The following is a 16143-nucleotide window of genomic DNA, read 5'->3' on the forward strand; positions in this document are numbered from 1 at the left end:
GTGCCGCAAACTATGCGATGCCGAACAACGCGGTGAAGTCCACCGCTGCAATGGGACTACGGCTGCCAAGACCAACGGCGACCGTGAACACGAGCGCGAATGCGCCGACCGCCTCGGCGACGTATTTGTCCAGAAATCGCGGCGTTTCAGCGAGCGCGCGCGGAGAGTGGAGGTCAACCAGCAAGGCGGTCATGAGGTACAACCTTCGCCGGTGGGCGACCCGAAGTCGTCAACGCTGACCGCCATCCAACGTTCCTGCTAACCCGAGGATCAGATACCTGCTAGCGGTAAACCTGCTGCCCCGACTGTGAATTCCATGCAAGATTGGTGGGTCTGCCCCTTTCCCGGCGTTGGAAGGATCCACATGTCTGCAGTGCAGGTCGTCGTCGCCGACGACGACGTGTTGCTGCGCGAGGGGCTCGCCAGCCTGCTCGAGCGCTCAGGCTTCGAGGTGGTTGGCCAAGCCGCCGATGCAACCGAGTTGCTCACCGTCGTTCGCGACCGCAAACCGCAACTCGTCGTGGTCGACATACGCATGCCACCGACACACACCACCGAGGGTCTCGACGCGGCGCGCGTGATCCGGACGGAGCTGCCCGACACCGGAATCCTGGTGCTGTCTGCACACGTCGAGGTCGAGCACGCAACCGAACTGCTGGCCAGCGGGCACGCCATCGGTTACCTGCTCAAGACCCGCGTCACCGACGTCGCCGATTTCGTCGACACCCTGGAACGCGTCTCCAAAGGTGCGTCCGTCGTCGACCCCGCACTGGTGCAGGAGCTGGTCTCCGCGCGGCGCCGCGACGACCCGCTGGCGGCGCTGAGCGCACGTGAGAAAGAGGTGCTGATGCTGATGGCCGAGGGGCGATCGAACGCCGGCATCGCCCGGCGGCTCTGGGTCACCGAAGGCACCGTCGAAAAGCATGTCCGCAGCATTTTGACCAAGCTCAATCTGCCCGAAACCGGCGACGACCACCGCCGCGTGCGGGCGGTGATCACTTACCTTGAGGCCCGCTGACGTTGACCAGATTCCGGATGGCGTCAGGCGACAGCGAGAGCTTCTGCAAAAACCCGACCGCCGGGCTGGCGTTGATCATCTCTTCGAGATCCGACTCGGCGTAGGTGGACACGAGAATCACCGCCAAGTGGCTTGCGGCGCCCGCACGGTCGAGTTTCTCGGCGAGCTCGAAGCCGTCCTCACCGCCGAGGTCGATATCCACCAGCGCGACGTCTGGATGAAAGTCTTCGTAAAACCTAAGAGCCTCAGCGCTATTGGACGCCTTACCGACTACGCTGATGCCCGCCCGCTCGAGCATCGCGCTTGCGGCGTCGCGAAACTCGGCGCTGTCGTCAACGATCAAGCAGCGCACGTCGACTCCCGCGGCAAACATGGTTTTGAGCTTCGCAGATGTTCACCATGATCGCATTCCCGCTAGCCGGAACTCCTACCATCCTCACAGGCAATAATCGATGAGCCGTGCCGTGTTGAAGAGGCCAGATGAATCAGAACTCCGCGTCGCTACCCGCGCCTGAACCGCGGCCGCTGACCACGCGACTGCTGGCGCTTGTGGTGCGGCCGACCTCACCCCCGGTGTGGCTCGGCGTCGTCGTCGCCGCCGCGTTCATCTGCGCCGAAACGCTCCTGGTGCACCAACTGCAGCGCATCGCGCCCGAGAACGCGTTCGGCGTGCTCTTCCTCGTCGGCGTGTTGGTCGTCTCGGCTGGGTGGGGTTTCCGGCTGGCCGTGGCCACGACGCTCGCCAGTGCGGCGGTCTACGTGCAATTCCACATGGACACCGGCACGGGATTTCTGCCGACGCATCCACAGGATGCGCTGGCCATCCTGATCTTCCTGCCGGTGGCGCTGCTGGCGAACCTGCTCGCCGGACAGGCCCGGTTGCGGGCCGCTGAAGCCGAGCAGCGCAGGCGCGAGGCAGAAGCAAGCCGCGCCAAGGCGAGCGCACTCGCTGACCAACAGGCCGCGCTGCGACGCGTCGCGACGATGGTGGCGCGTGGAGTCGACCCGGCACAGGTGTACCCCGCAGCCGTTGCCGAACTGTCCCACGGCCTCGGCATCGACAATGTTGCATTGATTCGCTACGAGTCGGGCGAGGCGCTGGTACTGCTCGCAGGCCGCGACGATGAGGGACCCACGAAAATGGCTATCGGAGAGCGGATTCCGCTCGACGGCGACAATGTTGCCGCTTTGATCCTCGAGACCGGCGAACCGGCCCGAATGGACACTTACGACGGTGCCACCGGCGCCACGGCTGATCGGGTCCGTCGCCTCGGCCTGCGCTCGGCGGTGGGGGCTCCGATCATCGTCGACGGCGCCACGTGGGGCGCGCTGGTGATCGGGACGGCGCAGAGCGAGCCGCTGCCTCCCGGAACAGAGGACCGCATATGCGATTTCGCCGACCTCGTCGCGACGGCGATCTCCAACGCCGAGACGCGCGCGGAGCTCACCGCGTCACGCGCGCGCATCGTCGCCGCGAGCGATCAGGCCCGGCGCCGCTTCGAGCGCGACCTTCACGACGGTGCGCAGCAGCGCATCGTCTCGCTCGGTCTGCAGCTGCGCGCGGCCGAGGCGGCGATCACGGAAGAACACCCAGAGCTGCGGGAACACCTTTCGAATGTCGTCGACGGTTTGGTCGGCGTCTCGACGGAATTGCAGGAGATCTCCCGCGGGATGCATCCCGCGATCCTGTCGAAGGGCGGGCTGGGCCCGGCCATCAAGACGCTGGCACGGCGCTCAGCCGTGCCCGTCGAGCTCGATCTGAACGTCGATCGCCGGCTGTCGGAATCGGTTGAGGTCGCCGCCTATTACGTGGTCGCCGAGGCATTGACCAATGCGGCCAAACACGCGCAGGCATCTGTCGTGACGGTGAGCGCGGTCGCCGACGACGACGAGCTACACCTGAAAATCCATGACGACGGGGTTGGCGGCGCCGCGGCGGGCGGAGGGTCGGGGTTGATCGGACTCAAGGACCGGGTCGAGGCGTTGTCTGGCCGGCTTGGCATCAGCAGCCCGGCCGGGAGTGGGACGACCTTGACGGTGGTCATCCCACTCCAGAGCGAATAGCCGATGCCTAGAACGGGTTTCAGCGCCCGCCGTGGTGGAACAGCAGCACGTCGCCGAAGAACGGGTACTGCGCTTGGTAGTCGACTGGCGGCGGGGTGGCAATGATTTGAGCGTTCCCTTCGGACTCGCAAACGCTGGCCGTGCCGGTCGACGTACAGCTGGGCGCGGCTGCGGCCAGCGGTGCGACCGCAATCGCGACGGCACTCGCACCGGCAACCAACAGCGGCGGAATCAGACCCCGGATTTTCATTTTCGCGTTACTCCTTTGTTGGCCTTTTTGTAGGCACTCTCAGGATCGCGCGGCTGCGAGCCGAAGTCGTCAACGCTGCCACCCATCTGTGGCTAGCAGTTATCCCCCACCAGATACGCTCCCGGTTCCAGCTCCCGGGTCCGGCGGGTGTACGCCGCCCACCGCCATGGCCACTGATTCGGGCTGTGCCCGTTTTCGTCGAGATACCAATTGCCGCATCCACTCCACACCGTGTCGGGAAGAGCCTGCCTGACCTCGTTGTGGAAATCGTCGGCGACCTGACGACGGACTTCGATCTTGCGGGTGCCGGTTCGCTTCAGTTCGGCGAGCGCCGCGAGCACATGCGTCATTCCCGCCTCGACGATGAACACCACCGATCCGGTTCCGCCGTTGGTGTTCGGGCCGTAGAGCAGGAACATATTCGGAAACGCCGGAACACTGAGCCCCAGATAGGCTTTCGGCGTCTCGGCCCACTCATCGGCGAGTCTGCGGCCGCCGACACCGCGGATTTCCATCGGTGCGACGAAGTCGTGGGACTTGAACCCCGTCGCGAGCACGAGCACATCGGCCTGGCGTTCAACGCCATCGCCGCCGACCACGCCGTGCGGCGTGATCCGCTGCACCCCACCGGTGATCACCTGAACATTGGGTTTGGCCAGCACGGGATACCAGGCATCGGTCACCATCACGCGCTTGCAACCGAACTCGTCTTTTGGGGTCAACGCTTCCTGCAGCGCCGGATCCGCGATCGCGTCGCGTATCCGCTTGCGGCCAAGCGCCTTCAACGGCGTCAGCAGCCACTTGCGTCGCGTCATCCCGATGGCGCCGAACTCCATGAACGCCTGAACCGACCGGCGGTCGAGACGTTGCAGCGCCGGAAAACGCCGGAACAGCCGCTTGGCACGTTCGGAGTACTCGTAATCCATCCGCGGCATCGTCCACCCCGGCGACCGCTGATAGACGTCCGCCGTCGCCACCTGCGGCTGGATGGCGGGCACGACCTGTGCGGCGCTGCAACCGGTGCCGATGACGGCGACCCGTTTGCCGGTCAGATCGACGTCGTGACGCCACGTCGCGGTGTGGAAGGCCGGCCCCTCGAACTCATCGAGACCCTCGATGTCGGGATACTTCGGCGTGGACAACTGCCCGCACGCAGTGATGAGAACATCCGCGACATGCTCGCCGGTGGCGGTGTCGAGCACCCAATGTCCGCGGTCGTCCCAAATCGCCGAGCGTACTTCGGAGTTGAACCGGAACATCGGCTCGACACCCTGCTCGCGCACCACCCGTTCCAGATAGGCCTTGATCTCCGGCTGCGGCGCGTACCTGCGCGACCAGTCGGGGTTCATCGCAAACGAGAACTCGTAGAAATGCGACGGAACGTCGCACGCCGCACCGGGATAGGTGTTGGCGTGCCATACCCCGCCGAGACCGGGGTTCTTCTCGAACACGGTGACGTTTTCGTAGCCGTCGCGTTTGAGCATCGTCGCGGCGGCGATTCCGCCGATGCCTCCGCCCACCACCGCAACAGAAAATGTGGAGGTCATTTGTCCTCCCTTCCCGCGGTGAGTCTAGGCCGCGCCGAGGCGAAAAAAGGCGCTATCGGAGCGCGTCGAGCAGGCGATCCAGATCGTCCTCGGTGTTGTACAGATGGAAGCCGACGCGGACGGCGCCCGCGCGCACCGACGCGCGAATACCGGCCGCGCGCAGCTTGTCGGCCGCATCGGCAATAGGGATCGACACGATTGCCGAATCCTGCTGGGGCAGATCGAGTTCCATGCGCGCGCGGTTGGCCAAGCCGACGGTATGCGCCTCGATCGCGGCGCCGTCCAGCGATGCGAGCCACGGCAGCGTGAGGCCTGCGCCCAGCGCGCTGAACCAGCCGGGCGAGGCGTCGAAGCGGCGCGCACTGTCGGCCAACCGCAGCGGCAAACCGTAGATCGACTGCCACGGGTCTTCCCCCGCATACCAGTTCGCCGCATGCGGCGTCATGATGTGAGCGATCCTGTCGCTCAACGACATCCACGCGGTGCCGCGGGGCGCCAGCAGCCACTTGTACACCCCGGCCGCCGTCACATCCGCCCAGCCGACATCGACCTGTTTCCAGCCAAGCGCCTGGGTGATGTCGAGGACGGTCAGTGTGTCAGTGCCCGCCACCGTCCGCCGCAACGCGTCGGCGTCGAGCACCGCGCCGTCGGCCGACTGCACCAGGCTGGCCGCCACCACATCGAAGTCGGCCGCATCCGAAACCAACTGTTCGGGCGTCAACTCGGTGACCGTCACGCCCCTGCCCGCTTGTGCGGCGAACGGGAACGTGGTGCTGGTGAATTCGCCGGCCACGGTGGCCACCCGGCTGCCGTCGGGAACGGCCGCCGCCACCAGACCCAGCACGGCGGAAACGTTGCCGCCCATGGCCACCGAATCGACTGGAACACCGGTCAAGGCGGCATAGGCGGCGCGGCCCGCGCGAACCGGTTCGTCGAACGACGACGCCTCCATCGTCCCGGCCTGCCACGCCGCGATGCAGTCCTGCAATGCGTCGATGAGGAAGCCCGGCGGCAGGCCGTAGGTCGGCGAGTTGAGAAACCCGTCGGCACCGGCGAATTCGGCACCGAACGCTGCGCGCGCCGTCATTCGGCCGGCGGCCGGTCGTCGGTTGCGGAATCCTCGCCGCGCAGCCGGGCCTGCAATTGCTCGCGATCTTTGCGGCGCCGTTCGTCGAAAATGGCGATGCTTGCGGTGGCGCGACGCCGCAGCGGGGAGAAGATCCAGATGCCGAGCGGAAGCGCGATCACCAACGCGAACAGCAGCGCGACGACAAGCGGGAAATCACGCACGCCGAGCAGATGTCCGGCACCGAAGATCACCGCGGTCAAGACGACGACGAGCAGCAGCCGGGCCAGGACGTAGAGCAGCACGTCCACCACGAGGCCGGATCGGGACGGTCGGTCAGACACGGCCCGAGCCTACCGACGGCGCGTATATTCACACCAAGGAGGTTTTTGTGGCGTATTTGCTCCTGATACTCGTCTTGGCCGGTTTGATCTACGCCGGCTGGCGGCTGACGCGCATGACAGCGGCGGCTCGCCCGAAGACGCGCGTGATCGGCCCGGACGACGATCCGGATTTCCTGCGGCGGCTCGGCCACGGGGACAACAACCCGCGGTGACCTAGCCCGACTGGGCGTCTTGGCGATTCGCACCCGAAAAACCGTTGGCGACGACGGCCGCCAATTCGATCAACGCCTCCCGCGTCTGCGGCTTGAGCCGGTCGAGGCTGATCTCCGCGCCCTCCTCCAGGTGCGGATCGAACGGGACCTGAAGCACAGCACGGCAACGCCGCGAGAAGTGGTCGACCACCTTCTTCAAGTCGACCTTGCCCGAGCGCGGCCGCACCGCGTTGATGACCGCGATCGAGTTGCGCACCATGTCCTGATGACCGTGGGCGTCCAGCCAGTCCAGCGTGGCCGAGGCGCTGCGGGCGCCGTCGACCGAACCTGAGCTGATGACGACGAGCACGTCGGCCTTGTCCAACACGGCCGACATCGCCGAGTGCAGCATTCCGGTGCCGCAGTCGGTGAGCACCAGGCTGTAGAACCGCTCGAGCACCTCGAGTGTGCGGGTGTAGTCGTCGGAGCTGAATGCCTCGGACACCGCGGGGTCCTGTTCGGACGCGAGCACCTCCAGCCGGCTGGGGCCCTGCGAGGTGTAGGCGCGGACGTCGCTGTAAGCCTCGATGCCCTCGGCGTCGCGCAGCAGGTGCCGCACGGTGGCAGGCGTCTCCAGCGGGACCTTCTGGCTCAGCGTGCCGCGGTCGGGGTTGGCGTCGACGGCGACGACGCGGTCACCGCGGATGGACGCAAGCGTCGCGCCCAGCGTCGCGGTGATGGTGGTCTTGCCGACGCCGCCCTTCAACGACAGCAGCGCGATCCGGTAGCAGCCACGCAATGGTCGCCGCACCTCGGCCACCAGACCGTTGCGCCGGTTGACCTTCGGGCTTTCCCCGACGTTGACCAGCTTGAACGTGCCGTAGTACAGCCACTTGCGCCAGCCCTCGGACGGGGCGCGCTTGGGCTGGCCCAGCAGGGCGACGGTCGAAAGGTCGAAGTAAGGCGTCGGATCGTTCTGCTGTGACTGCAGCGGGCGCGACGCATATCCCAGCGGCAGCCCGTTCGGTGGGGTCGGCGCGGTCCATTCGGCAGGCACCGCCTCCGCCGGATCGCTGAACCGCTGCTGGTCGCGAAAACCCGCCTGCTGGTCAGACAACGCGTGCGCCCCCTTCTGGAATCAGCCGACTCCAGCGTACGAATGCAAGCCGACGGTCACCAGGTTGATGAAGAACAGGTTGAACACCATCGCGACGAAGCCGACGACGTTGATCCAGGCCGCCTTCTTGTCGCGCCACCCCGCCGTCGAGCGGGCGTGCAGGTAGGCCGCGTAGACCACCCACGCGATGAACGACACCGTCTCCTTGGGGTCCCAGCCCCAGTAGCGACCCCAGGCCTCCTCAGCCCAGATGGCGCCGAAGATGACGCCGAAGCCGAACACCGGGAACGCGAAAATGGTTGTGCGGTAAGCGATCCGGTCGAGCGTCTGCGCGTCGGGCAGCCGCTGCACAAACGCGTTGTCGGGGAGGTACATCTTGAGCAGGAACAGGATGCTGGCCACCCCCGCGACCAGAAACACGCCCGAGCCGAGGCTGACCACCGACACGTGGATCGGCAGCCAGTAGGACTGGAGCGCGGGCATCACCGGTGCGGCGTTGGTGTAGAGCCAGCGGCCCGACACGGTCAACAGGATCAGCACCGGCACGAGCACGAACACCCACAGTGCGCGGTACTGCGGCTTGCGCAGCACGATCGCGCCTGCGACGAGACCCGAGAAGCACGTCAGGTTGATGAACTCGTACATGTTGCCCCACGGCACCCGCGCCGTGGCCAGGCCGCGCAGCGCTATACACAGCAGCAGCAGCCCGATGCCGACATAGACCAGGGCCAGGCCGGACTTGCCTGCGCGTTCGTCGAGCGGACGCTTCGGTGCTTCGGCGACGACGCCTGGGGTAGCGCTGTCCGCGCCGACAGTTGCGCCCATGCCCGATGTCGCCGCCGCGGCGGCTCCGACCAACTCGCGGCGTTCGACCCTGCGGCCGCGGCTGTAGGCCAGCTCGACGGCGAGCAGCACCATCGCGGCCACCAGGACCACCACCGACGAGGTGAACGCCCAGTCGGAATAGCGGGCCAACCCGATGTCGACATGCTCGGTATTCATACGGTCTCCTTCGACGGCTGGACGTCGGCGTCCAGCAGACGCTGCGTCAACCGCTCGAACTCGTCGCCCCAGCCGGAGTTATCGGTGCGCGCCAAGCCGCCCAGCTCGACGCTTACCGTACCTGCACCTGCGGGTGTGAGCCGAACCCAGACCCGCCGGCGCCGCACCACCAGCGACACCAGCAGACCGGCCATCATCGTCAGGGCGAAAACCAGCACCCAGATCTGTGCGGGGTCGTGGGAGACCTGCACGTTGATGAACGGCACCGCGCCGTCGAACCGGACGATGGTGCCGTCGTCCAGCCGAGTGTCCTGACCGGCTTTCAGGTTCACCCGCGCCTTCTTGGTGAGCCGCTTCTGCTCGATGAGCGCCGGGTCCAACGAGAACAACGATTGCGGCTTGCCGGTGTCCAGGCCGGTGTCGCCCTTGTAGATGTCGATGGCGACGGCCGGGTCGTTCAAGGCCGGGAAGCTCGAGGACAGCAGGGCCCCGTCGAGCTGTTCGGTCGGCGCGAACAGGCCCTGGATCGCGATCTGGTTTTTCCGTCGCTGGTCGGCATCGGAATAGCTGCCGCCCGGCGGATCGAAGCGCATGGCCCCCGACGACAGCATGGTGATCTGGCTTTCCGGCCGGAACTGCAGTGTCTGCGTGCGGGTCTGCCCGTCGGGGAACGTGACGGTGAACGTCGGCGCGTAGCCGTGGCCCTGCAGGTAAACCCGATCACCGCCGACCCGCAGCGGCTCGTTGACCTTCAGGTGATAGGGCCGCCAGGTGTCTGAATTCAGGTCGGCGCCTGCCTGGTAGTCGATGTTGGCTGCGAAGCTCACAGCCTGACCGCTCGGCATATAGTGTGCCTGAAAGTCGTTGACGCGCAAGCAGATCGGATACAGCGAGGTGCCGTCGACAGTGTTGCCCGCACGGAAGGAGTCGAACGCCGCGGGCGAGGCCGAGCAGAAGCCGGGACCTCGGTCGGCGATGACGATGACGTTGCCCTCGTAACCGAACAGCTTTCCTGCCGCCACTGCGACGAGCAGGCCGAGCAGGGAGAAGTGGAAGACGATGTTGCCGAACTCGCGCAGATAGCCCTTCTCCGCGCTGATTTCCACGCTGTCGCCGTCCTTGCGGACGGTGCGGCGCCAGCCCTTGAGACGGCCCGAGATCGTGTCGGTCAGCTGTTGCGGCTCCCCGGAAACCTCAGCGGTGTGGTGCTTGGGCAGCCGGCTCAGGTTACGGGGGGCGGCGACCGGGGTGGCGCGCAGGCTGCGGACATGCTCGATCATTCGCGGGGTCAGACAGCCAACCAGCGAAATGAACAGCAGCACATAGATCGCGGTGAACCAGAAGCTGGAGAACACGCTGAAGGCCTGCACCCTGTCCAGCCAGGGGCCGATGGTCGGGTGCTCGGCGATGTACTGCTCGACCTTGAACTCGTTGAGGCTGCGCTGCGGCAGCAGGGCGCCGGGAATGGCGCCGAGCGCGAGCAGGAACAGCAGCACCAGAGCGGTGCCCATCGACGTCAGGGTCCGCCAGGTGTTGCGCATCAGCGCGAGCGGGGAAACCGTTCTCATATCGGCAACGTCACATCGTTGACGAACGCGTCGCGCACCCAGGAAACGAAGTCGTTCCACAGGCCGGTTACCAGCGCGGTGCCGACGAGGATCAGCAGCACTCCGCCGAAGATCTGGATGGCGCGGGTGTGCCGGCGCAGCCAGCCAAGGCCCTGCACGGCGCGTGCGGAGCCAAAGGCCAACAACACGAACGGGATTCCCAGTCCGAGGCAGTAGGCGATGACCAGTGCCACACCGCGCGCGACGCTTGCGCCGTCGGTCGCCGAGGCCACCGCGATCACTCCGGTCAGGGTCGGTCCGAGGCACGGCGTCCAGCCCAGCCCGAACACCGCACCAAGCAGCGGTGCGCCGCCGAGCGTCGAGATCTGTTTCGGCGTGAAGCGGGCGTCGCGCTGCAGCAGCGGGATGAACCCGACGAACACCAGACCCATCACGATCGTGAGCACCCCGCCGATGCGTTGCAGCAGAAGCTGATTGGTGATCAGCGTGGTGGTCATCCCGAGCACGGCCACGGTACCGAGCAGAAACACGGCGGTGAAGCCGGCGACGAACAACAGCGCCGCACCGGTTACCCGCAAGCGTGCGGTGCGCACGGCCACGGCCCCAGGCTGTTCTTCCACCCCGACCACGGCCGCCAAATAGGACAGATAGCCCGGCACCAGGGGCACCACGCACGGTGAGGCGAACGAGACGAACCCGGCGACGATGCTGACCCCGAGCGCGAGCAGCACGGGCCCGGCCGCAGCGATCTCAGTGAACCCGGTCATGTCTTCGGTTCCGGTTCGGCCGCAAGCCTTTCCACGACCGGCTGCAGATCCTCGGCGAGAAGTTCGCGCAGAAACACCGCGGCCACCCGGTGCCGACGGTCGAGCACGACGGTCGACGGGATCACCGTGGCAGGGTACTTACCGCCGAATGCGATCATCGTGCGCATCGGCGGGTCATAGATCGATGGAAACGTGACCTTGCGGTCGACGATGAAATCCTTTGCGGCATCGCGGTTGTTGTCGCGTACGTCGATGCCGAGAAACGCCACACCCTGGGCACGGGTGGCGTCATACACCTTCTGCAGCTGCGTGATCTCGGTGCGGCACGGCCCACACCATTGGCCCCATACATTGACCACGACGACCTTGCCTGCAAAGTCGTCGAGCGAAATCGTCTTGGCAGGGTCCATCAGCTCGGGGCCGGCCAACTTGCCTGGGCGACCCCGGCTTTCGGGTGGATCGTAAAAGATGTCGGTCTTACCGCCCGGCGCAACGAACTCGAACGTGCCACCCTGGGCGACAGCGTCGTCACCGGTGGAGCAGCCAGCGAGCGCGACGATCGCCGCGCTTGCCAGGACCGCCAGCCACTTCACTGCCCGGCCAGCTCCGCGTATCCCCAGCCGACGTAGGTATCGCCGCGGAAATAGAAGGACGTCACCGACGCCAGGTTGCACATCCGCCGGGTCGGGAAGTGGTGCAGCGTCTGGCCGGTCATGGCCCGGCGCAGCGTCTCCACCGGCAACTGATGGCTCACGCAAACCGCTTCATGTCCCGCCGCCTTGATCCGCGCCCGGTGCATCGCCGCGGTCATTCGAGTCGCGATCTCGCTGTACGGCTCGCCCCAGGACGGCGTCCGCGGATTGCGCAGATACCACCAGTTGCGGGGGTCGCGCAGGGCACCGTCACCGGGTGAGACACGTTGACCCTGAAAGATATTCGTCGACTCGATCAGCTCGTCGTCGGTGTCGATCGGCAGGCCGAGTTTGGTAGCCAGCGGCTGCGCCGTCTCCTGCGCCCGCTCCAGCGGCGACGCGACGACATAGACGACGTCGCGCAGTGCCAGCCAGTCGGCAACGGCCTGTGCTTGGGCCCGGCCACGCTCGGAGAGGTGGTAGTTGGGCAGCCGGCCGTACAGGATCTTGTCGGGGTTGTAGACCTCGCCGTGCCGCATCACGTGCACAACTGTCTTCTCGCTCATTGAGGCTTCGTCGCTTCCGCAGCGGCGCGAGCGGCGCCTGGCAGCGCGTCGGCGATGCGCTCGAACGCCTCGTCGTCCAGAACGGTTGAGACGAACCACGTTTCGAATGCGCTTGGCGGCGGGTAGACACCTGCGTCGAGCAGGGCATGGAAGAAGGCCGGGAACCGCCAGGTTTCGGTGGCGCGGGCGGCCGCGAAGTCGTGGACGGGCTCGTCGGTGAAGAAGACGCTGAGCATGTTTCCTGCGCGCTGAACCTGGTGCGCTACACCGGCTTCCGTCAACGCTTTGCCCATCAGCACGGCCAGGCGGTCGGCATTGACGTCCAGCGCGGTATAGGCGGCGTCGTCGGCCGCGCGCAGGGTGGCGAGGCCGGCGGCCATCGCGACGGGGTTACCCGACAGCGTGCCTGCCTGATAGACGGGGCCCAGCGGCGCGAGCCGCTCCATCACCTCGGCGCGGCCACCGAACGCGGCGGCGGGCAGCCCACCGCTCATCACCTTGCCGAAGGTGAACAGGTCGGCGTCGACGGGATCCACGCCGTACCAGCCGGATCGGCTGACCCGGAAGCCCGTCATCACCTCGTCGGAGATCAGCAGCGCACCGTGGTCGGCGGTGATGCGGCGCAGCGCCGCGTTGAAACCCGGCAACGGCGCAACCGTGCCCATGTTGCCGGGGCTAGCCTCGGTGATGATGCAGGCGATCTCGTCACCGAACTGTCCGAACACCTCTTCCACCGCGGGAATGTTGTTGTACGGCAACACAATCGTATCGGCAGTCGCGGCGCCGGTGACTCCCGGCGAGGACGGCAGGCCGAGCGTCGCGACACCGGATCCCGCGTCGGCGAGCAGCGCGTCGCTATGGCCGTGATAGCAGCCGGAGAACTTGATGATCTTGGCGCGGCCGGTGAAGCCGCGGGCCAGCCGGATCGCGCTCATGGTGGCCTCGGTGCCGGAGTTGACCATCCGGAGCCGCTCCACAGGGGCGACGCGACCGATGATCTCGGAGGCGAGTTCGGTCTCCGAGGGCGTCGGCGCGCCGAAGGACAGGCCGTCGGCGGCGACGCGCTGGACCGCTTCGACCACGGCGGGGTGGGCGTGGCCGAGGATCATCGGCCCCCACGAGCACACCAGGTCGACGTAGCGGTTGCCGTCGGCATCGGTCAGCCAGTAGCCGGAGGCAGAGGTGATGAACCGCGGGGTGCCGCCGACCGAGGAAAAGGCCCTGACCGGTGAGTTCACCCCGCCGGGGATGACTGCGCACGCGTCGGCGAACAGCGCAGCGGAGGCTGCCGTCGACAACGGGGTGCTGTGCATGACCACCAGTGTTCCAGCCCGGCGGATCGGGTCAACTACAGGGTGTAGTGGCTCAGCCCTTGGGTGTGACGACGAACACCGGGTGATCGGCCTCGCGCGGCAACCGCTTGAAGTAGCCCACCACGGCACGGCCGGCCTTCTGCCGGTAGGCGGCCAGAACCGGCTGGCGGTCCTGCTCGGGAATCTCGCGTGCGACGTAGGCCGTCGAACCGATCGTCACGTTCGGGTCGGCGCGGACGTTCTTCACCCACTCGGATTCGCCGCGGGTGGAGACCAGATACTTGGCGCCGCCCACGTCGACGGTGATCACTGGAACTTCTTGGGCTTGCTTGCTGCGGCGCCGGGTCACAGTCAGCTTTTCGGTGTTGCACATCCCCGTGGCGACGGCGATCTTGTTGAACACCGCGCGGGTGAACCATCCAGGCTTGAGGTAGGCCATGAGCTACGAGTTTGATGGTCGTCATGCAATTACCGCAATGGCTGGCACGGTTCAATCGGTACGTCACCAACCCGATCCAGCGGATGTGGGCGGGGTGGGCGCCGACGATGGGCATTCTCGAGCACGTCGGCCGGAAGTCGGGCAAGCCCTACCGGACGCCGTTGACGGTGTTCCCGACCGACGACGGGGTGGCCATCGTCCTCACATACGGCCCGAATCGGGACTGGCTGAAGAACGTCGTGGCCGCCGGGGGTGGCCGAATCAAGCGCTATGGCAAGACATTTCAGCTGAGTGACCCACGAGTGATGCCGAAGACGCAGGCGGCGCCTGCAGTGACCGGATGGATGCGGCCGCTGTTCGGCCTGCTGCCCTTCGAGCAGGCGGTGCTGCTGAAGCGCGTCTAGCTTCGCGGACGCACCTCTGCCCAGATGGGCCCGTCGGCGACGGTGGTGAACGGCACCTCACACCGGAATTCCTTGTCGGTGGACCGGATTTCCAAGGCCCTGACGATGGTCGCCAGCGCAAGCGTGGTTTCCAGCCTCGCGAAGTGCTCGCCGATACACGGCCGTCCCCCGCCGAGAAACGGGAGGAACTCCCACCGATTGCGCGCCTTCGTCTTCTCGGGGCTGAACCGGTCGGGATCGAAGGTCATCGGGTCTGGCCAGATCGCCGGATCATGGTGCAGGCCATAGATTCCCACCGCGATGAGACTGCCCGCCTCCACCCGGTAGCCGTCCACCGCGATGTCCCGCGTCGCCAACCGCCCGACCCCCGCTGCGGGCGGGCACAACCGCAACGACTCGTGCAGCACCTGCACGGTGTATCCGAGCCGGGGGACGTCGTCGGGCGTCAGCTCCCGATCGCCGATCGCGGCGGCCTCTGCGGCGACGCGCGCCTGGATATCAGGGTGGTGCCCGAGTATCCACAGCGAGTAGGTCAACGCCGTAGCAGTGGTGTCGTGGCCCGCCAGCATGAAGATCAGCAGATCGTTGGAGATGTCGTCGTCGGAGAGGTGCTGCCCGGTTTCCGGATCGGTGGCCGCGATCAACGCCTGCACCAGCGGAGCGTCACGCGTGGGATCCTCGCGGCAGGCGTGCACCATCTCGTCGGTGATTTTGCGCATCGCCCTGACGGCCGTCCGGGCCTTGCGGCGCGCGGGCGTCGGCAGCCACCGCGGTGCATGCACGGGGCGCAACGCGCGGTCCGCCGTGTAGGACGACGCGACATGCATGCACCGGGCAATGGTCTCTGCTCGTTCGTTGAGATCGATGCCGAGAACCGAACGCCCCAGCGACTGCATCGCGACCTTGCGACATTCGACGTCGAGGTCCACCTCACCACCGTCCGGCCAGCGGTCTACGAATTGCTGTGCAGCCCTGGACATGTGGCCGCCGAAGTTTCGGACGTTGTGCTTGGTGAATACGGGTTGCAACGCACGCTTGCGCGGACGCCACTGCAGGTTGGGCAGGACGAACAGGCTGTCGCCTGCCATGTTCTGCACCTCCTCGTGAATGATGCACCGCTCGGAGGACGCGTCGCTGCGGCTCAATACGTCGCGCATCGCGTTCGGCGACATCACCGCCACGATCGGCGGAAAGAGCCACTTCGGTCCGAACGAGATCCGGGTGATGGGCCCACCGGCGTCGCGAATCACTTCCTGCCCGGTGTCGAGCCTGCGCACCAGCTTGACCAGCTTGCGCAGCGGCAGCGGATTCCTCGGCGTCAACGGCAACGAACTGACGTCGGTCGCTTCGCTGGTTGTCAGATTCACTTCGCAGTCCAGGTGAGGGTTTCGCCTTCACCGTTAATCATCGCCGTGCCGGGCATCACCCGCAGGCGATATGGGCTCAATCGCAGGGCGGCGAACTGATCCGACGTCGGTCCGTCCGCCCACATCGGGATGATGCGCGGGTCGTAGCCGACGGGCGCGGGGCCGTTCGCGAATTTGTTCCAGACGGCGGTACGGGTCTCGTCGTCGTGATACCACTCCACCAGGCACTCGGCGCTGCACGTGTCGTGGTTGGTGGTCCAGTAGCTGACCGCCATTTCCGGGTGAACGGCAAGATGCGCCTTCTTCACCGGGCTGGGCACCGTGGCGATCCAGCCGAACAGGTCGGTGCCGTCCCACTCCCAATACGGATGGAGGATGCGCGTGCGGGGCCGACTGTTTTCGTCGACGGTGGCGACGGAGGCCCACACGATCGAGTGGGCCATCTCGATGAAAGCCGGGGCGATTACCTCAAGCGATGTCACGCCTTG

General features: G+C 66.4%; 20 protein-coding genes. 4 read left to right on the forward strand and 16 right to left on the reverse strand.

Translation table 11 applies throughout. The annotated features are described in order from the left end of the window. Positions 1–10: 10 nt before the first annotated feature. On the reverse strand, positions 11–193 hold the full coding sequence (locus tag GGC64_RS26010; protein WP_192725471.1) for a hypothetical protein: 183 nt from the start codon (positions 191–193) through the stop codon (positions 11–13). Between the two features lie 171 nt (positions 194–364). Here GGC64_RS26010 and GGC64_RS26015 point away from each other — a divergent pair, with 171 nt between their 5' ends. Continuing rightward, positions 365–1018 (forward strand): response regulator transcription factor, encoded by a 654-nt coding sequence (locus GGC64_RS26015; protein ID WP_192725472.1) that lies wholly within the window; start codon positions 365–367, stop codon positions 1016–1018. Here the strand turns inward: GGC64_RS26015 and GGC64_RS26020 are convergent. Next, a complete protein-coding gene (locus GGC64_RS26020; protein ID WP_225952468.1) occupies positions 996–1391 on the reverse strand; it encodes a response regulator in 396 nt (131 codons plus the stop codon). The genes GGC64_RS26015 and GGC64_RS26020 overlap by 23 nt on opposite strands. Before the next feature lie 107 nt (positions 1392–1498). On the opposite strand from GGC64_RS26020, the gene GGC64_RS26025 reads away from it, so the two are divergent. After that, positions 1499–3082, forward strand: a complete 1584-nt coding sequence (locus GGC64_RS26025; protein ID WP_192725473.1) for a GAF domain-containing protein — start codon at positions 1499–1501, stop codon at positions 3080–3082. A 19-nt stretch (positions 3083–3101) separates the two neighbouring features. On the opposite strand, the gene GGC64_RS26030 is transcribed toward GGC64_RS26025, so the two are convergent. The 4 genes from GGC64_RS26030 to GGC64_RS26045 all read right to left on the reverse strand — a co-directional run bounded on the left by GGC64_RS26030 (position 3102) and on the right by GGC64_RS26045 (position 6289). Then, positions 3102–3332 carry a hypothetical protein gene (locus tag GGC64_RS26030; RefSeq protein WP_192725474.1) on the reverse strand — a complete coding sequence of 77 codons (231 nt, stop codon included), beginning with the start codon at positions 3330–3332 and terminating at the stop codon, positions 3102–3104. Positions 3333–3424: 92 nt separating this feature from the next. Further along, the gene (locus tag GGC64_RS26035; RefSeq protein ID WP_192725475.1) at positions 3425–4879 is read right to left on the reverse strand and encodes an NAD(P)/FAD-dependent oxidoreductase; all 1455 of its coding nucleotides are present in this window, start codon (positions 4877–4879) and stop codon (positions 3425–3427) included. Positions 4880–4931: 52 nt separating this feature from the next. Then, positions 4932–5966: an aminotransferase class V-fold PLP-dependent enzyme gene (locus GGC64_RS26040; protein ID WP_192725476.1), complete on the reverse strand. Its 1035-nt coding sequence runs from the start codon at positions 5964–5966 to the stop codon at positions 4932–4934. Then, positions 5963–6289, reverse strand: a complete 327-nt coding sequence (locus GGC64_RS26045; protein ID WP_192725477.1) for a DUF4229 domain-containing protein — start codon at positions 6287–6289, stop codon at positions 5963–5965. The genes GGC64_RS26040 and GGC64_RS26045 overlap by 4 nt, the downstream gene beginning before the upstream one ends. 47 nt (positions 6290–6336) lie before the next feature. On the opposite strand from GGC64_RS26045, the gene GGC64_RS26050 reads away from it, so the two are divergent. Then, a complete protein-coding gene (locus GGC64_RS26050) occupies positions 6337–6501 on the forward strand; it encodes a hypothetical protein (RefSeq protein ID WP_192725478.1) in 165 nt (54 codons plus the stop codon). 1 nt (position 6502) lies between these two features. Here GGC64_RS26050 and GGC64_RS26055 read toward each other — a convergent pair whose 3' ends face one another. Genes GGC64_RS26055 through GGC64_RS26090 form a run of 8 tightly spaced genes read right to left on the reverse strand, consistent with a single transcriptional unit; the run spans position 6503 to position 13884 of the window. Continuing rightward, positions 6503–7597, reverse strand: a complete 1095-nt coding sequence (locus GGC64_RS26055; protein WP_192725479.1) for a MinD/ParA family protein — start codon at positions 7595–7597, stop codon at positions 6503–6505. 21 nt (positions 7598–7618) lie between these two features. Continuing rightward, on the reverse strand, positions 7619–8599 hold the full coding sequence (gene ccsB, locus GGC64_RS26060) for a c-type cytochrome biogenesis protein CcsB (protein WP_192725480.1): 981 nt from the start codon (positions 8597–8599) through the stop codon (positions 7619–7621). Beyond that, positions 8596–10140, reverse strand: coding sequence for a cytochrome c biogenesis protein ResB (locus tag GGC64_RS26065; RefSeq protein ID WP_192725934.1), 1545 nt, complete (start codon positions 10138–10140; stop codon positions 8596–8598). Before GGC64_RS26065 ends, ccsB begins: the two co-directional genes overlap by 4 nt. A gap of 23 nt (positions 10141–10163) precedes the next feature. After that, positions 10164–10934, reverse strand: a complete 771-nt coding sequence (locus tag GGC64_RS26070; protein WP_192725481.1) for a cytochrome c biogenesis CcdA family protein — start codon at positions 10932–10934, stop codon at positions 10164–10166. Beyond that, the gene (locus GGC64_RS26075) at positions 10931–11527 is read right to left on the reverse strand and encodes a TlpA disulfide reductase family protein (protein ID WP_192725482.1); all 597 of its coding nucleotides are present in this window, start codon (positions 11525–11527) and stop codon (positions 10931–10933) included. Before GGC64_RS26075 ends, GGC64_RS26070 begins: the two co-directional genes overlap by 4 nt. Beyond that, a complete protein-coding gene (locus tag GGC64_RS26080) occupies positions 11524–12132 on the reverse strand; it encodes a histidine phosphatase family protein (protein WP_192725483.1) in 609 nt (202 codons plus the stop codon). Before GGC64_RS26080 ends, GGC64_RS26075 begins: the two co-directional genes overlap by 4 nt. Continuing rightward, on the reverse strand, positions 12129–13445 hold the full coding sequence (gene hemL / locus GGC64_RS26085; RefSeq protein ID WP_192725484.1) for a glutamate-1-semialdehyde 2,1-aminomutase: 1317 nt from the start codon (positions 13443–13445) through the stop codon (positions 12129–12131). The genes GGC64_RS26080 and hemL overlap by 4 nt, the downstream gene beginning before the upstream one ends. A gap of 52 nt (positions 13446–13497) precedes the next feature. Continuing rightward, complete coding sequence (locus GGC64_RS26090) at positions 13498–13884, reverse strand: nitroreductase/quinone reductase family protein (protein ID WP_192725485.1); 387 nt, start codon at positions 13882–13884, stop codon at positions 13498–13500. A gap of 23 nt (positions 13885–13907) precedes the next feature. Here GGC64_RS26090 and GGC64_RS26095 point away from each other — a divergent pair, with 23 nt between their 5' ends. Beyond that, positions 13908–14288 carry a nitroreductase family deazaflavin-dependent oxidoreductase gene (locus tag GGC64_RS26095; RefSeq protein WP_192725486.1) on the forward strand — a complete coding sequence of 127 codons (381 nt, stop codon included), beginning with the start codon at positions 13908–13910 and terminating at the stop codon, positions 14286–14288. On the opposite strand, the gene GGC64_RS26100 is transcribed toward GGC64_RS26095, so the two are convergent. After that, complete coding sequence (locus GGC64_RS26100; protein WP_192725487.1) at positions 14285–15655, reverse strand: cytochrome P450; 1371 nt, start codon at positions 15653–15655, stop codon at positions 14285–14287. The genes GGC64_RS26095 and GGC64_RS26100 overlap by 4 nt on opposite strands. Next, positions 15652–16137, reverse strand: a complete 486-nt coding sequence (locus GGC64_RS26105; RefSeq protein WP_192725488.1) for a pyridoxamine 5'-phosphate oxidase family protein — start codon at positions 16135–16137, stop codon at positions 15652–15654. The genes GGC64_RS26100 and GGC64_RS26105 overlap by 4 nt, the downstream gene beginning before the upstream one ends. Positions 16138–16143 lie beyond the last annotated feature (6 nt).

The organism is Mycobacterium sp. OAS707 (assembly GCF_014873705.1).
In the GTDB taxonomy this organism is placed as follows: Bacteria; Actinomycetota; Actinomycetes; order Mycobacteriales; family Mycobacteriaceae; genus Mycobacterium.

Coding starts and splice junctions, on each gene's coding strand:
- GGC64_RS26010 (WP_192725471.1), bottom strand. CDS start 193: ATGACCGCCTTGCTGGTTGACCTCCACTCTCCGCGCGCGCTCGCTGAA.
- GGC64_RS26015 (WP_192725472.1), top strand. CDS start 365: ATGTCTGCAGTGCAGGTCGTCGTCGCCGACGACGACGTGTTGCTGCGC.
- GGC64_RS26020 (WP_225952468.1), bottom strand. CDS start 1,391: ATGTTTGCCGCGGGAGTCGACGTGCGCTGCTTGATCGTTGACGACAGC.
- GGC64_RS26025 (WP_192725473.1), top strand. CDS start 1,499: ATGAATCAGAACTCCGCGTCGCTACCCGCGCCTGAACCGCGGCCGCTG.
- GGC64_RS26030 (WP_192725474.1), bottom strand. CDS start 3,332: ATGAAAATCCGGGGTCTGATTCCGCCGCTGTTGGTTGCCGGTGCGAGT.
- GGC64_RS26035 (WP_192725475.1), bottom strand. CDS start 4,879: ATGACCTCCACATTTTCTGTTGCGGTGGTGGGCGGAGGCATCGGCGGA.
- GGC64_RS26040 (WP_192725476.1), bottom strand. CDS start 5,966: ATGACGGCGCGCGCAGCGTTCGGTGCCGAATTCGCCGGTGCCGACGGG.
- ccsB (WP_192725480.1), bottom strand. CDS start 8,599: ATGAATACCGAGCATGTCGACATCGGGTTGGCCCGCTATTCCGACTGG.
- GGC64_RS26065 (WP_192725934.1), bottom strand. CDS start 10,140: ATGCGCAACACCTGGCGGACCCTGACGTCGATGGGCACCGCTCTGGTG.
- GGC64_RS26070 (WP_192725481.1), bottom strand. CDS start 10,934: ATGACCGGGTTCACTGAGATCGCTGCGGCCGGGCCCGTGCTGCTCGCG.
- GGC64_RS26080 (WP_192725483.1), bottom strand. CDS start 12,132: ATGAGCGAGAAGACAGTTGTGCACGTGATGCGGCACGGCGAGGTCTAC.
- hemL (WP_192725484.1), bottom strand. CDS start 13,445: ATGCACAGCACCCCGTTGTCGACGGCAGCCTCCGCTGCGCTGTTCGCC.
- GGC64_RS26090 (WP_192725485.1), bottom strand. CDS start 13,884: ATGGCCTACCTCAAGCCTGGATGGTTCACCCGCGCGGTGTTCAACAAG.
- GGC64_RS26095 (WP_192725486.1), top strand. CDS start 13,908: ATGCAATTACCGCAATGGCTGGCACGGTTCAATCGGTACGTCACCAAC.